General features: G+C 58.7%; 15 protein-coding genes. 14 read left to right on the top strand and 1 reads right to left on the bottom strand.

Annotated features, from left to right (window positions below; translation table 11 throughout):
• The first annotated feature begins 6 nt into the window (after positions 1 to 6).
• The 9 genes from GYM47_RS17175 (at position 7) to dtd (ending at position 8,019) form a co-directional block, all read left to right on the top strand.
• The gene (locus GYM47_RS17175; protein WP_153843534.1) at positions 7 to 639 is read left to right on the top strand and encodes a thiol:disulfide interchange protein DsbA/DsbL; all 633 of its coding nucleotides are present in this window, start codon (positions 7 to 9) and stop codon (positions 637 to 639) included.
• 2 nt (positions 640 to 641) lie between these two features.
• Positions 642 to 1,490: an endonuclease/exonuclease/phosphatase family protein gene (locus GYM47_RS17170; RefSeq protein ID WP_139526045.1), complete on the top strand. Its 849-nt coding sequence runs from the start codon at positions 642 to 644 to the stop codon at positions 1,488 to 1,490.
• Between the two features lie 96 nt (positions 1,491 to 1,586).
• Positions 1,587 to 2,147 (top strand): TRAP transporter small permease subunit, encoded by a 561-nt coding sequence (locus tag GYM47_RS17165; protein WP_153843533.1) that lies wholly within the window; start codon positions 1,587 to 1,589, stop codon positions 2,145 to 2,147.
• A complete protein-coding gene (locus tag GYM47_RS17160) occupies positions 2,147 to 3,550 on the top strand; it encodes a TRAP transporter large permease (RefSeq protein WP_139526043.1) in 1,404 nt (467 codons plus the stop codon). Before GYM47_RS17165 ends, GYM47_RS17160 begins: the two co-directional genes overlap by 1 nt.
• A 172-nt stretch (positions 3,551 to 3,722) precedes the next feature.
• A complete protein-coding gene (locus GYM47_RS17155) occupies positions 3,723 to 4,832 on the top strand; it encodes a TRAP transporter substrate-binding protein (protein WP_139526042.1) in 1,110 nt (369 codons plus the stop codon).
• Positions 4,833 to 4,945: 113 nt separating this feature from the next.
• Positions 4,946 to 5,806: a bifunctional hydroxymethylpyrimidine kinase/phosphomethylpyrimidine kinase gene (gene thiD, locus GYM47_RS17150; protein WP_231125624.1), complete on the top strand. Its 861-nt coding sequence runs from the start codon at positions 4,946 to 4,948 to the stop codon at positions 5,804 to 5,806.
• 149 nt (positions 5,807 to 5,955) lie between these two features.
• On the top strand, positions 5,956 to 6,801 hold the full coding sequence (locus GYM47_RS17145; protein ID WP_139526041.1) for a universal stress protein: 846 nt from the start codon (positions 5,956 to 5,958) through the stop codon (positions 6,799 to 6,801).
• Positions 6,802 to 6,905: 104 nt separating this feature from the next.
• Positions 6,906 to 7,487: a chalcone isomerase family protein gene (locus GYM47_RS17140; RefSeq protein ID WP_153843532.1), complete on the top strand. Its 582-nt coding sequence runs from the start codon at positions 6,906 to 6,908 to the stop codon at positions 7,485 to 7,487.
• A 94-nt stretch (positions 7,488 to 7,581) separates the two neighbouring features.
• A complete protein-coding gene (dtd, locus tag GYM47_RS17135; protein WP_153843531.1) occupies positions 7,582 to 8,019 on the top strand; it encodes a D-aminoacyl-tRNA deacylase in 438 nt (145 codons plus the stop codon).
• A gap of 4 nt (positions 8,020 to 8,023) precedes the next feature.
• Here dtd and GYM47_RS17130 read toward each other — a convergent pair whose 3' ends face one another.
• The gene (locus GYM47_RS17130) at positions 8,024 to 9,970 is read right to left on the bottom strand and encodes an ABC-F family ATP-binding cassette domain-containing protein (protein WP_153843530.1); all 1,947 of its coding nucleotides are present in this window, start codon (positions 9,968 to 9,970) and stop codon (positions 8,024 to 8,026) included.
• 29 nt (positions 9,971 to 9,999) lie between these two features.
• Between GYM47_RS17130 and GYM47_RS17125 the strand changes: the two genes are divergently transcribed.
• The 5 genes from GYM47_RS17125 to GYM47_RS17105 all read left to right on the top strand — a co-directional run bounded on the left by GYM47_RS17125 (position 10,000) and on the right by GYM47_RS17105 (position 14,444).
• Entirely contained in the window at positions 10,000 to 10,572 is a 573-nt protein-coding gene (locus GYM47_RS17125; protein WP_153843529.1) for a TIGR02444 family protein, read from the top strand.
• Positions 10,573 to 10,768: 196 nt separating this feature from the next.
• Complete coding sequence (locus tag GYM47_RS17120) at positions 10,769 to 11,818, top strand: TRAP transporter substrate-binding protein (protein WP_153843528.1); 1,050 nt, start codon at positions 10,769 to 10,771, stop codon at positions 11,816 to 11,818.
• A gap of 270 nt (positions 11,819 to 12,088) precedes the next feature.
• Entirely contained in the window at positions 12,089 to 12,667 is a 579-nt protein-coding gene (locus GYM47_RS17115) for a TRAP transporter small permease (protein WP_139526035.1), read from the top strand.
• 28 nt (positions 12,668 to 12,695) lie between these two features.
• Entirely contained in the window at positions 12,696 to 13,979 is a 1,284-nt protein-coding gene (locus GYM47_RS17110; protein ID WP_139526034.1) for a TRAP transporter large permease, read from the top strand.
• 21 nt (positions 13,980 to 14,000) lie between these two features.
• On the top strand, positions 14,001 to 14,444 hold the full coding sequence (locus GYM47_RS17105; protein WP_139526033.1) for a universal stress protein: 444 nt from the start codon (positions 14,001 to 14,003) through the stop codon (positions 14,442 to 14,444).
• Positions 14,445 to 14,469 lie beyond the last annotated feature (25 nt).

Raw genomic sequence — 14,469 nt, 5'->3', positions numbered from 1 at the left:
CTCGCTATGTTGAAAACGTTGATGGTCGCACTGGCCGGTCTGGGCTTGTCTGCAGCGGTAAGCGCTCAAGAACTGGTCGAAGGCCAACACTACACGCTGCTGGAGTCGCCGGTGGCGACCCAGGTAGACGACGATCAGATCGAAGTGACCGAAGCGTTCTGGTTTGGCTGCCCGCACTGCTACCGGCTGCAAACGTCCGTGAACGAGTGGTACGAAACGCTGGACGATGACGTAAGCATCGTGAAAATGCCAGCCACCATGGGCGGTGACTGGAATACCCATGCGACGGCTTTCTATGCTGCCCAGTCGTTAGGAATCGAAGAAGAGCTGCACCAGGACTTCTTCGACGCCATTCACCAAGACGGTCGTTCGTTGACCGAAGCAGACGACATCGTCGACTTCTTCTCTGATTACGGCGTGAGCGAAGAAGAAGCCCAAAAAGCGCTGACCGCGTTCAGCGTGCGTAGCGAGGTCAACAAGGCCAACAGTCGTATGCGTGACATGCGTCTCATGGGCGTGCCAGCACTGATCGTGGATGGCCGCTACGTGGTATCGCCCCAGTCGGCTGGCAGCTTGGAAAACATGCCACAAATCGCCGATGCGCTGATCGACAAAGTTCGCAGCGAGCGTGCGCAATAACGGTGCTTGAGCACGGTCACACGGGCGGGCCAACTCGCTCGCCCGGAGCGCTTCCCTCCTCCGCGCTGTTGGAACGCGGCCATCTTCGGCTGCTGACCTTCAACTTGCAGGTAGGTATTCAAACCTCTGCCTACCACCACTACCTCACGCGGAGTTGGCAGCATGTGCTGCCCAACCCCCAGCGTATCAAGCGGTTGGCGCTAGTGGGCAGCGTGTTGGAGCAGTTCGACGTGGTAGGGCTTCAAGAGGTCGATGGCGGCAGCTTTCGCTCCAGCCGAGTCAATCAGGTGGAGTACTTGGCAGCCCAGGCGAAGTTTCCGCACTACTTTCAACAACTCAACCGCAATTTGGGTCAGTTTGCCCAGCACAGCAACGGCCTGCTTTCTCGTTTGACGCCTAGCCACATCGAAGAGCATCGGCTGCCCGGCATGTTGCCCGGCCGCGGCGCGATTCACGTGCGTTACGGCGAAGGCCCAGATGCGCTGCATATCTTCGTCGCCCATTTGGCGCTTAGCCACCGTGGCCGAGTGCGCCAACTCGACTACCTTAGCGATATCATCGAACCGCTGCGACACGTGGTGGTCATGGGTGACTTGAACTGCACGCCCGATCAGCTTCATGCCCACGAGCGGTTTAGCACCTCACTACCGCTGCACCCTGTCAAACCGCTACTCAGCTACCCTTCCTGGCAACCGCGCCGCGCGTTGGATCATATTTTGCTGTCGCAAACGCTGGAAGCCGCCGAGGTGCGCGTACTGGATCATCTCTTTTCCGACCATCTGCCGATCGCGGTGGATCTGCCGCTGCCTGCGGCGTGTCTCTCGTCCATCAGCGCGAACGTTGAACAATAAGCCGTAAGAGCGTCTTTGGGGCGCTGCATTGTCTGCGTATATGCGCTATTGTCTGGGGCGCTGACTCCCCTTAGCCGTTTTACGCGAGACACTTCCATGTCGGACACAACACAACTACCTGCGTTTATCGGTGCGCTGGACCGCGCTTCGGAGTGGTTCGGGCGTACCCTTGCGTGGCTGATCATCATCATGATGTTGATTCAGTTCGCGATTGTTCTGCTTCGCTATATGTTCAGTATCAATAGTATCTTCATGCAAGAGCTGGTGATGTACATGCATGCTAGCGTCTTCATGCTCGCTGCTGCCTATACCTTTCGCCACGATGGCCATGTCCGCGTCGATATTTTCTATCGTGGGATGACACCTCGCCGACAGGCGCTGGTGAATATAGTGGGTATTCTGTTGCTGATGATTCCGGTGATGCTGTTCGTCATCGCGTCCAGCTATGGTTATGTGGCGAACTCTTGGCGCATCATGGAAACCTCCTCGGATTACGGTGGCATACCCGCCGTATTTGCACTGAAGACGCTGATTCCGGTGTTTGCGGTCTTGATGATCCTTCAAGGGCTGATCGAAGTCGTGCGCAATGGCTATGTCTTCACCGGGCGAATGACGCCGCCAACTGCCGATGACAATCACCTCGAGGAGCGTGTTTGATGCTCGAATTTATGCCGCTTATTCTGTTTGCCGCCATCTGTATCGTATTGATGTTCGGCTTTCCCGTGGCTCTGTCGCTGGCGGGCACTGCGTTGCTGTTTGCAGGCATGGGTCTGGGGCTGGAAGCCATTGGCATCGACGCCAACTTCGATAGCGGCTATCTAGCCGCGCTACCCAATCGTCTTTACGGCATCATGACCAATCAGACGCTCTTGGCGGTACCGCTATTCGTCTTGATGGGCGTACTGCTGGAGAAGTCCAAAGTCGCCGAAACGCTGCTGGATGCCATGGCGCTGCTGTTTGGCTCCATGCGTGGCGGCCTGGGGATTTCGGTCACGCTGGTGGGCATGCTAATGGCCGCTTCTACCGGCATCGTAGGGGCAACCGTGGTCACCATGGGGTTGATGTCGCTGCCCACCATGCTCAAGCGTGGCTACAGTACGTCGCTGGCCACGGGCACCATTTGCGCCACCGGCACGCTGGGACAGATCATTCCCCCCTCCATCGCCCTGGTGCTGCTGGGCGACGTTCTTTCGTCGGCCTACCAGCAGGCGCAGCTCGATATGGGCATCTTCAGCCCGAAAACGGTCTCTGTGGGCGATCTGTTCATGGGCGCCCTGGTGCCGGGGTTGATCCTCGTCGTCATGTACATGATCTACGTGGGCTTGGTAGCGTTCTTCCGGCCCAGTATGGCGCCAGCGGCCGACCGCGAAGAGCTGATGGCCGAGCTTGGCCACACCTCGGGCCTGGGGATTTTGCTGCTCAAAGGCTTGGTGCCCCCGGTGGTGCTGATCGTCGCCGTACTGGGCTCTATCCTGAGTGGTTTTGCAACGCCTACTGAGGCATCGGCGGTGGGTGCCTTTGGTGCCTTAGTGCTGGCATTGGCTTATCGTCAACTGGATTGGGCAACCCTCAAAGACGTGCTGCGTTCGACCACCCATGTCACTACGATGGTGTTCCTGATTCTGATCGGCGCGGCACTGTTTTCGCTGGTTTTCCGCGCCTATGGCGGTGAGCACATGGTCACCGAGCTGTTCGAGAGCATGCCAGGGGGCGTGATTGGAGCCACGATCATCGTCATGCTGGTGATCTTCCTGCTTGGCTTCATTCTCGACTTCATCGAAATCACCTTCGTGGTGGTGCCAATCGTCGGTCCGATCCTGCTGGCGATGGGACTCGACCCGATTTGGTTGGGCATCATGATCGCCATCAACCTGCAGACCTCCTTCCTGACGCCTCCGTTCGGTTTCGCGCTGTTTTATCTGCGCGGCGTGGCGCCACCGTCGGTGCCCACCTCGGCCATCTACCGTGGCGTGGTGCCGTTCATCCTGATGCAGTTAGGAATGTTGCTGTTGCTGACGTTCTTCCCGCAGTTGGCGACCTGGCTGCCGACACAGTTCTAAGACGCACTTAGTTGAAAAATAACGCTGCTATCAACGCAAGAGAGTGGCAACCTTCACTAAAAGCAGCCAAGCTGCAGACACACAATGGCTTGTAACAACCCGCTTGGTGGCACACGCCAAGCGGGATATTCCCTACCCATAACAGCAATAAAACAAGCAAGAGGGTTAACGCATGAAAGCCAAAGCACTGCCTGTCGCCATTGCCATGACGACCGCTCTTTCTGCCAGTCTGCTGGTCGTATCCAGCTTCGATAACCAGGCCCAGGCACAAGAGAATTTTCGCTGGAAAATGGTCACTTCCTGGCCGAAAAACTTCCCCGGTGTGGGCCAAGGCCCTGAGCGGCTCTCCCAGCTCGTCGAGGAGATGTCCGACGGCCGGTTGACCATCGAAGTCTTCGGAGCAGGTCAGCTCGTGCCAGGCTTCGAGGTGTTCGATGCGGTGGCAGACGGCACCGCCGAGCTGGGCCACTCCGCCTCCTATTACTGGAAAGGCAAAGCGCCAGCGGCCCAGTTCTTTGCTGCCGTACCGTTTGGCATGAACGCTCAGGAAATGAATGCTTGGCTCAGCTACGGCGGTGGTATGGAGCTGTGGAACGAGCTTTATGATGATTTTGGCGTCGATGTGTTGGTCGCAGGGGCCTCCGGTGTTCAGATGGGCGGCTGGTACAACAAAGAGATCAACTCGGTAGACGACCTGGAAGGCTTGAAAATGCGCATGCCGGGTCTGGGGGGCGAAGTGATGAGCCGCATGGGCGTGGCCATCGTTAACATGCCCGGCGGTGAAATCTTCACGTCGCTACAGTCCGGTGCCATCGACGCCACCGAGTGGATCGGCCCCTACAACGATCTCGCCTTTGGTTTGCACCAAGCCGCTGATTACTACTATTACCCAGGCTGGCATGAGCCGACTGTGATGTTCGAAGCCATCGTGAATGAAGAGGCATGGGCGGAACTGCCCGCCGACCTTCAGGCGATTCTGCGCACTGCCATCAGCGACATCAACCAAAGCGTTCTGGATGAGTACACCGCCCGAAACAACGACGCCTTGGAAACCCTGGTCAACGAGCACGATGTCGAACTGCGCCGCATCCCTGACGACGTGCTGGCCCAGGCTCGCGAACACTCAGCCGACGTAGTGGGTGAGCTGGCTGCATCCAGCGAGCTGGCGACCCGCATCTATGACTCTTATCGCGAGTTCCAGGACAAGGTCGAGGATTACCACGCGATTTCCGAGCAGGCGTATTACAACGCCCGCAACCCGGACGGCGATACCACCCAGTAACGCCATGCCTCAACAAGGCCGCCCTCGGGCGGCCTTTTCGTGAGATTAAGGCAGCGTAAGTGCGGCGGCTTGAGTATCCTATGCAGATACTGTTCTGCTTGGTAAGGAGCCCCATGTCCACGCCCGCTATGCTCACGCCTTCACGACCTGCCGACGCTCGCTTGCGTAATGTATTGACCATCGCTGGCTCCGACCCCTCTGGAGGTGCCGGCCTGCAGGGCGATCTCAAGACATTTTCCTCCCTTGGCGTTTATGGCACGAACGTGATCACGGCGGTGATTGCCCAGAACACCTGTGGCGTCGCCTCGGTGTACCCTGTATCGCCCCAAGCGATCCGTGAGCAGCTCGAGCATCTGTTGAACGATGTGACTATCGATGCAGTGAAAATCGGCATGGTGGCAAGTCGTGACGTGGCGGAAGTCATTGCAGACGTACTACGCCAACGGCGTCCGCGCTGGATCGTGCTCGACCCGGTGATGGTAGCGAAGAGCGGCGATATCCTGGTCGATAACGCGGGCATTCGTGCCGTGCGGGAAGTGCTGGTGCCGCTCGCTGACGTGATTACCCCCAACCTACCGGAAGCGGCCGTGCTGCTGGACGCACCTGCGCCCACCAGTTTGGACGAAATGGAAGCGCTGCTGCCTAAGCTGGTGGCCCTTGGCGCGCCCTTTGTGGTGCTAAAGGGCGGCCATTTGCGTGGCGATACCTGCCCCGACTTGCTGGCCACTCCCAGCGGACAGCAGTGGCTACCGGCTTCCCGCATTGCCACTGAGAATCTTCATGGCACGGGCTGCGCGCTCTCTTCTGCCATTGCTGCCTGCCTGGCAAAGCTGCCTGACGCGGCTGAAGAGGATGCGCCAGAGCAGGCCATTACCGAGGCAAAGCAGTGGCTGCATAGCGCACTGGCGGCCAGCCACCGTTTAACCGTTGGCAAAGGGCGTGGTCCGGTACACCACTTCCATGCGTGGTGGTAGGCCGTTAGGCGAGCGCCACGCAGAATAAACGTCGGATCGAGGGGAAAGGCGGCGCAGAGTCTCCTTGCGAGATAGGGCAGCGGGCACCATGCTGAAGGGTGCCCGTTTGTTTGCCTATCAGGCTGAGCCATTCGGCCAAGGAGCTAGCCATGTCTCGCACGCTGCTATTTGCCACTGACCTGTCACAGGAAAATCGCGCGGCCTTTGCCCGTGCGCTGCGACTTGCCCATCAGCAGGGCGCGCAGTTGGACGTGCTCCACGTGCTCGACCCCTACCTTCCCCATCGGATGCTTCACGACCTGGAGCGCGCGGTCAGCGATGACATTAGCGCGACGCTCACCGATCTTCGTGAGGATTACGCGCTCGAACTCCCTTCGCTGATGATTCAAACGGTGGTGGGCGATGCCCATGTGGAGATCGTTCGCGAAGCCCATGAGCGTCATGCATCGCTAATCGTGCTTGGCATGCACCGTAAGCGGGGTGAGAAAGATTTACTCTTTGGCACGACCTTGATGCGTATTCTGCGCAGTACCCCTTGCCCCGTGGTGGTAGCGTCATACCGCCCGACGCAGCCGTGGCAGCATATCGTGGTGCCGATCGACTTTTCTCTCACCGCTCGACAAACGCTAAAAGAGGCACTGATCCGCTTTCCCGACGCTCAGCTCACGCTGCTGCACGCTTGGAACCTGCCCGGTGAGCGAGAGCTGGGTAACCAGGCATTTTATGCCCAGTGGCGTGATCATGAAGTCGCCCGCCTACGAGAAGCGCTGGACAACGAGGTCGAAAGCCTCATGCGCGAACTAGACGGCATACCCGATATCGAGCTGGTACTGGAACCGGGCCAGCCCTGCGACGTGCTGCACGACTATATCAAGCGCCACTCGCCAGACTTGGTCATGTTGGGTAGCCGCTGCCGACCGCATCAACCCAACCCGCTCACCGACATGTTGCTGAGCGAACCCCACTGCGACGTGATGGTGTGTCGCCCTTGGTAGCCGGTAGTGCCGTTTCGAGCATGACTGTACGGAACCTTTATTGTCTTGGCGAGTATGTATAGCTATATGTGAAGCCAGCCAAGCCAATACGGGAGGAGGACACCGTGCAACCACGCCTTGTGACAGCCCTGCTATCGACCTGTTTGCTCATAGGAACCACCGTGGCGGTCAGTAGCGCCCAAGCCGAAAGCGTGACCGAGCGGGGCGAACGCTTCGACCGTGTGGTGGAAGAGAATGGCCAGCGCTATGTGCTGCTGGGAAGCGGCGTATTTCGTTACATGATATGGACCGCTTATGCGGGGGCGTATTATCAGTTGGAAGGGGAGCGCGAGCCTCAGCCGTTAAGCGATGTACCCCGCCGTTTGGAACTTGCCTACTTTCATGAGATTGCTGCCGACGACTTTGCCGAGGCGACAGAGAAAACGCTCAACGATTCGTTGACGCTTTACGAGTTCAATCAGGTGAAAGAGAACATGGCGCAGTTGAATCAACGGTACCGGGATGTGGTTCCCGGCGATCGGTACCTGTTGAGCTGGGACGGTGAGCAGTTACGCCTTGCCCTCAACGGTGAGACGCTCTACGAGGATAGCAGCGCCGAGTTTGCCAGCGCGATGTTCGGCATTTGGCTGGGCGAGCGCCCGCTGGGTGAAGAGTTTCGCGACGCGCTACTGGGCGTGGACGGATAGCGGCTGACCACGCACCATCTCGCTTGGGCCAGCCCTCGCCTCAGTTTACACTCGCCCTCTTCGACAGCGCCAATGAACGGACAAAGGGGTAAGCGTGAAAGCACTGATTCAGCGGGTCAAACACGCCAGCGTCACGGTGGATGGCAGCACCATCGGTGCGATCGACCACGGGTTGCTGGCACTGATAGGTGTCGAGACAGGCGACAGCGAGGCGGAGGCCGATAAACTGCTGCACAAGCTGCTGCATTACCGCGTGTTCAGCGACGACGCGGGCAAGATGAATCACAACTTGCAGCAGGCCGAAGGAGGCTTGCTGCTGGTGTCGCAGTTCACGCTTGCGGCCGACACGCACAAGGGGCTGCGCCCCAGTTTTTCCAGCGCCGCGCCGCCCGAGGAGGGGCAGCGGCTGTTTCATTACCTCGTCGATCGAGCGCGCGCTGCTTGGCCCCAGGTGGCGACTGGCCAGTTTGGCGCGGACATGCAGGTTGCGCTGACGAACGATGGCCCGGTCACGTTTCTGCTGGAGAGCTAGCGCTCTAGGCACTCTCACTGGCGAGCAATTCGGCTTCCATGGCTTCCAGTGCCTCTTCGGCGGCGAGCCACGCCTGCTCGGCGTCGTCTAGCTGCGCTTTGATCGTTGCCTGCTTGGCCAGCGCATCGGTCAGCTCCGCTTTGCGGGCGCCGTCAGTGTAGAGCTCAGGGTCGGCGAGTATGGCCTCGACCTCCTCTAGCGAGTGCTGCGCTCTTTCCATGGCCTTTTCCGCCTTGTCGCGCTCTTTTTTCAAAGGGCGCAGCTTTTCGCGCAGCTCGGCCGCTGCTTTGCGGGCGGCTTTACGGTCGCCGCTGGGCTGTTGGCTCTGGCGTTCGCTCTTTTCACTACGGGCGTCGCGGCGGTTCTCTTCCAACCGCGCCTTGAGCCAAGCCCGGTAATCCTCCAAGTCACCGTCGAAGGGCTCGACCCGGTGGTCGGCGACCCGCCAAAACTCATCGACCGTGGCGCGCAGTAGGTGACGGTCGTGGGAGACCAAAATGACCGTGCCCTCGAAGCCTGCCAGCGCTTCCGTGAGCGCCTCGCGCATTTCCAAATCCAGGTGGTTGGTCGGCTCGTCCAGCAGCAGCAGATTGGGTTTTTGCCAAGCGACCAGCGCCAGTGCCAGCCGCGCTTTCTCACCGCCCGAGAAGGTGGCGACTTCCCCGAAGGCGTCGTCGCCCTTGAAACCAAAACCGCCTAGAAAATTGCGAATCTCTTGATCGCTGGCGGTGGGCGAGAGCCGCTGCACGTGGACGAACGGCGTCGTGGTCACGTCCAGCCCCTCCAGCTGATGCTGAGCAAAGTAGCCAATCGCTAGGTGCTCGCCGGGCACGCGCTTGCCGTCGAGCAGCGCCAGCTCGCCGGTGAGCGACTTGATCAGTGTGGATTTACCCGCGCCGTTGGGTCCCAGCAGGCCGATCCGGCTGCCGGGAAGCAGCGTAATGTTCACCTTGTCGAGTTGTGCGACGTCGCCCGCCTGGCTGCGGTAGCCTAGCGTGGCTTGATCCAGCACCAGCAGCGGGTGAGAGGTCTTATCTGCCGCGGGCAGGGTGAAGTGAAAGGGAGAGTCCACGTGGGCCATGGCGATATCTTCCATGCGCTCCAGCATCTTGACGCGGCTCTGCGCCTGACGCGCCTTAGTGGCCTTGGCCTTGAAGCGAGCGATAAAACGCTCGATCTCTTCGCGGCGCGCCTGCTGTTTGGCTGCTTCGGCCTGCTGCAGGGCGAGCTTCTCCGCCCGTGTGCGCTCGAATCGAGAGTAGTTGCCCCGATAGAGTTCCAGCGTTTGATGATGCATGTGGACGATGTGGTCGCACACGGCATCCAGAAAGTCCCGGTCGTGAGAGATCAGCAGCAGCGTGCCGGGGTAGCGGGTGAGCCACTGCTCTAGCCACAGCAGCGCATCCAGATCCAGGTGATTGGTCGGCTCATCGAGCAGCAGCAAGTCGGAAGGCATGAACAGCGTACGGGCAAGATTGACCCGCATTCGCCAGCCGCCGGAAAAATCTGAAAGCGGGCGCATCAGGTCCGACTGGACGAAGCCCAGCCCCACCAGTAGCTGGGCCGCGCGGGATTCGGCGGTGTAGCCATCCAGCGTTTCGATCAACCCGTGTAGCTCCGCTTCGCGATGGGCGTCGCCCGCTTCCCGAGCGGCGAGCAAATCGGCTTGCGCCTTGCGCAATGCGTGATCGCCATCCAGCACGTATTCCACGATGGGGCGATCCAGCGCCTCCACTTCCTGGGCCATGTGGGCGATCCGCTGGCCACCGCTCATCTCGACGTCGCCTTGATCCGGGCCCAGCTCGCCCAGCAGGAGTTTGAATAGACTCGACTTACCGGCACCGTTCGCCCCAATGATACCGGCCTTGACGCCGTTATGGAGCGTCAGATCGGCGTTTTCTAGGAGCGTTTGCGTGCCCCGTTGCAGGGCGACTTGGCGCAGTGCGATCATGTTTTCTCCCGAAAAAAGTGGGTAAATCAATGCGCGATTCTAACCGATTGCAGCGCTTGCAGCAGAGGCCGCTGTGGGATTTTGCTTTGGCGCTCTATGCCAGGCCCGGCGTCGAGCAGGCCTGCCTCACGTTGCAGGATGAGGCTGGTGTGGATGTGTGTGAGCTGCTGTTCCATTGCTGGCTCTATCAGCAGGGTCTGGCGGCCTCGCCAGGCCCGCTCGCTACCATACGCGCCGAGCGCATGGCTTGGCAGCAGCAGGTGACGGCGACGCTACGAACGCTTCGCCGCCGATTGAAACCCGAAGCCGCCCACAACGAGGCCGTCAAAGCGTTGCGTGCCACGCTGCAGAGTGCCGAGCTGCAGGCAGAGCGTGAAAACCTTCAACGTTGGCAGCAGTGGGCGCTCGGCTCATCAGACGCGGACGCGCGCTTAACAAAAAGCGACATAAGCCAGCATAATGTTGCACAGTGGCTGCAAGATACGCTGTTTTCGACACCGCTTGACAACGATTTGTGTCGCGCGCCACGCGGGCGCGAGAGGACGAGAGCGGCCCTTTTTGCCTTGGCAAGCCAGCTTGACCGCTGTGAATCACCACGCTAGCCTGAAATTAAGCTGTTTTTGAATAACCCGTGTTAGCTTCGCTGGCGATCGTCCGCTAACCCACAGCAATGAACGACGTTACTGCGTGTTAGCGGCTGAACAAACGCTGAATAAAAGTGGAGCGACTCGGGATATACAAACACTAAGATCCTTGCGCTCTCGTACGGCGCGCTTACCACTGCTAGGGGAACTCTGCATGAAGGCAAGCACATTAGTTTCGACTCGTTCCGTCACCACCAAGTTGCTCACCACGGCAAGCGTGGGTGCACTGCTGCTGGGTTTGAGCGCGACCGCTCAGGCAGATAACTGGCGTTACGCACACGAAGAGTACGAAGGCGACGTGCAGGATGTCTTCGCTTACGCATTCAAGGAGTACATCGAAGATAACTCCGACCATACCGTACAGGTTTACCGCTTTGGTGAACTGGGCGAGTCCGACGACATCATGGAGCAGACGCAAAACGGCATCCTCCAGTTCGTCAATCAGTCACCTGGCTTTACCGGTGCGCTGATCCCAGAAGCGCAAATCTTCTTCATTCCGTATCTGCTGCCGACCGACGAAGAGACCGTTCTAACGTTCTTCGACGAGAGTAAAGCCATCAATGAAATGTTCCCGGAGCTTTACGCCGAGCAGGGTCTCGAGCTTCTAAAAATGTACCCCGAGGGTGAAATGGTGGTCACCACCGACGAGCCGATTAGCTCGCCGGAAGACATGAATAACAAGAAAATCCGCACCATGACCAACCCGCTGCTGTCGGAAACCTACGACGCCTTTGGCGCGACGCCGACACCGCTGCCGTGGGGCGAAGTCTACGGTGGCCTGCAGACCGGCATCATCGATGGTCAGGAAAACCCGATCTTCTGGATCGAATCTGGCGGTCTGTACGAAGTGTCTCCGCACCTGACTTTCACTGGCCACGGTTGGTTCACCACCGCGATGATGGCCAACCAGGACTTCTACGAAGGCCTGTCCGATGAAGACAAAGAGCTGGTCCAGAACGCCTCGGACGCGGCCTACGACCACACTATCGAGCACATCAAAGGGCTAGCCGATGAAGCGCTGGCCAAAATCCAGGAAGCGTCTGACGAAGTCACCGTGACACGCTTGAACGAAGAGCAGATCCAAGCGTTCCGCGAGCGCGCACCGCAGGTCGAGGAAGCCTTCCTCGAAATGACGGGCGAGCGCGGTGCCGAGCTGCTGGAGCAGTTCAAAGCGGACCTCGAAGCCGTCGAAAGCGAGTCCTAATCGGTTAGCGCGCTTGCGTTAATCACATGACGTCGCCAAGGGGCAGCCAGCGCTGCCCCTTTTTTGTTGTCCACCCCTCTAGCGAAAAAACACATGCTCGCGGGGGCGAACACAGAAAAATCTACGTCCATCCAGCGTTGAAGCGAAAAGAGTCATTACCCATTACGCTACAAAATGAGCAAGGCCGAACCTGCTCCGTTCGGTGTCAGTGATGGGAAGGTCGCGTCGCCATCGAGCAAGCGACCACGCTGCGTTCAAAGGAGAACGGCCATGTCCGAAGAAGAGTCCGAAAAGAACTACCGCTCGGGTTTGCCCGGCGTACTTGGAGTGATCGACACTGCAATTAGCAAAATCGAGTCAGTCATACTGGCGATGGGGGTTTTGCTAATGGCGCTGAATACGGTCACCAACGTCGTTGCCCGCTTCGTGTTCGGCAATAGCATCATGTTCTCAGGCGAGCTGAACCGTATCCTGATCATCATGATCACCTTTGCGGGTATTGGCTACGCTGCCCGCCACGGTCGCCATATTCGCATGTCGGCGATTTACGATGCGCTGCCGGTGGGCGGTCGCAAAGTGCTAATGATCGGCATCGCGTTTTTCACCTCGCTGGTGATGTTCTTCCTGCTTTACTACTCCGTAGTGTACATCCTCGACCTGTATAGCAAAGGGCGCGTACTGCCGTCGCTGGGCTTACCGGTATGGATCATCTACGTCTGGGTGCCCATGGGCTTTTTGATCACCGGGATTCAGTACCTACTGACCGCGATCAAGAATCTCACCACCCGAGACGTCTACCTCTCTACCGGGGTGGTAGACGGCTATAAAGACACCGAAACAGAAGTGTAAAGCAGGGATTGCACCTTAGGGGAACGCTATGACGACGATAATGGTAGTCACCATGATTGCCCTGCTGCTGCTGGGCTTTCCAATGATGATCCCGCTGATCACTGCGGCAGTGATCGGCTTCTATATGATGTTCAACGGCTTCGGCCAAATGGATACGCTGATTCAGCAGATGATGGCGGGCATACGCCCGGCGTCGCTAATCGCCGTGCCGATGTTCATTCTGGCTGCCGACATCATGACCCGAGGGCAGTCTGCGAATCGCCTCATCGATATGGTGATGTCCTTCATTGGCCATATCAAAGGGGGGTTGGCGGTCAGCACGGCGGCTTCTTGTACGCTGTTCGGCGCCGTGTCGGGGTCGACCCAGGCCACTGTAGTGGCGGTAGGCTCGCCGCTGCGTCCGAAGATGCTCAAAGCGGGCTACTCCGATCCCTTTACGCTGGCGCTGATCATCAATGCCAGTGATATTGCTTTTTTGATTCCCCCTAGCATTGGCATGATCATTTACGGGGTCATTTCCGGCACCTCGATTGGCGAGCTGTTCATCGCCGGTATTGGTCCCGGCCTGCTTATCCTGTTCATGTTCTCCACGTACTGCATCATTTACGCCATCGTAAAAGACGTGCCTACCGAAGAGCGCTCAAGCTGGAAAGAGCGGGCCACGGCCGTTCAGAAAGCGCTCTGGCCGCTCGGCTTCCCAGTGATCATCGTGGGCGGCATTTACGGCGGGATCTTCAGTCCTACCGAAGCGGCGGCCGCCTGTGTCCTGTATGCGGTGCTGTTAGAGTTCGTCGTCTTTCGCTCGCTGAAAATGCGCGATATCTACACCATCGCCAAGTCTACTGGCCTGATCACCGCCGTGGTGTTCATTCTGGTGGCCGTGGGCAATGGCTTCTCTTGGATCATTTCGTTTGCGCAGATTCCCCAAGCGATCCTCGAAGCCGTGGGGGTCAACGAGGCCGGACCCACGGGCGTATTGATCGCCATTTGTATTTCGTTCTTCGTGGCGTGCATGTTCGTCGACCCCATCGTGGTGATTCTGGTATTGACGCCGATTTTTGCCCCGGCGATTGCAGCCACCGGGCTCGATCCCGTACTGGTCGGTATCCTGATTACGCTACAGGTGGCGATTGGGTCGGCCACGCCACCCTTTGGCTGCGATATCTTTACCGCCATCGCGATCTTCAAACGCCCCTATTGGGAGGTGATCAAGGGCACGCCACCGTTCATCTTCATGCTGATTCTGGCGGCGGCGTTGCTGATCATGTTCCCGCAAATTGCGCTGTTCCTGCGTGATGTTGCCTTCCGTTAAGCAGTCACAAGGAGAACGCGGATGTTCAATCGCATCTTGATCCCTGTCGATGGCTCAAAGGGGGCCATCAAGGCGCTCGAAAAAGCCGTTGGTCTGCATCTGCTCACCGGGGCAGAGCTCTACCTACTGTGTGTGTTCAAACATCACAGCCTGCTGGAGGCGTCGCTCTCCATGGTGCGCCCCAACCGGTTGGATATCCCCGATGACGCGCTCAAGGAGTACGCAACGGAGATTGCCGTGCACGCCAAATCCCACGCCATCGAACTGGGCGCCGATAGCGTTCGCGTGCGAGCTTTTGTCAAAGGCGGACGTCCCTCCCGCACCATCGTGCGCTTTGCTCGTAAGCGGGAGTGCGACCTGATCGTAATTGGCGCACAGGGAACCAATGGGGAAAAGAATTTGCTGCTGGGCAGCGTTTCCCAACGCGTGGCCGGTGCCGCTCATTGCCCCACGCTGGTGGTCTAGTGTGAAGGCGACCGGCTAAACCTCT

Origin of the sequence: Vreelandella piezotolerans, assembly GCF_012427705.1 — a bacterium.
Classification (GTDB): domain Bacteria; phylum Pseudomonadota; class Gammaproteobacteria; order Pseudomonadales; family Halomonadaceae; genus Vreelandella; species Vreelandella piezotolerans.
This window is presented reverse-complemented; position numbering and strand designations above follow the sequence as displayed.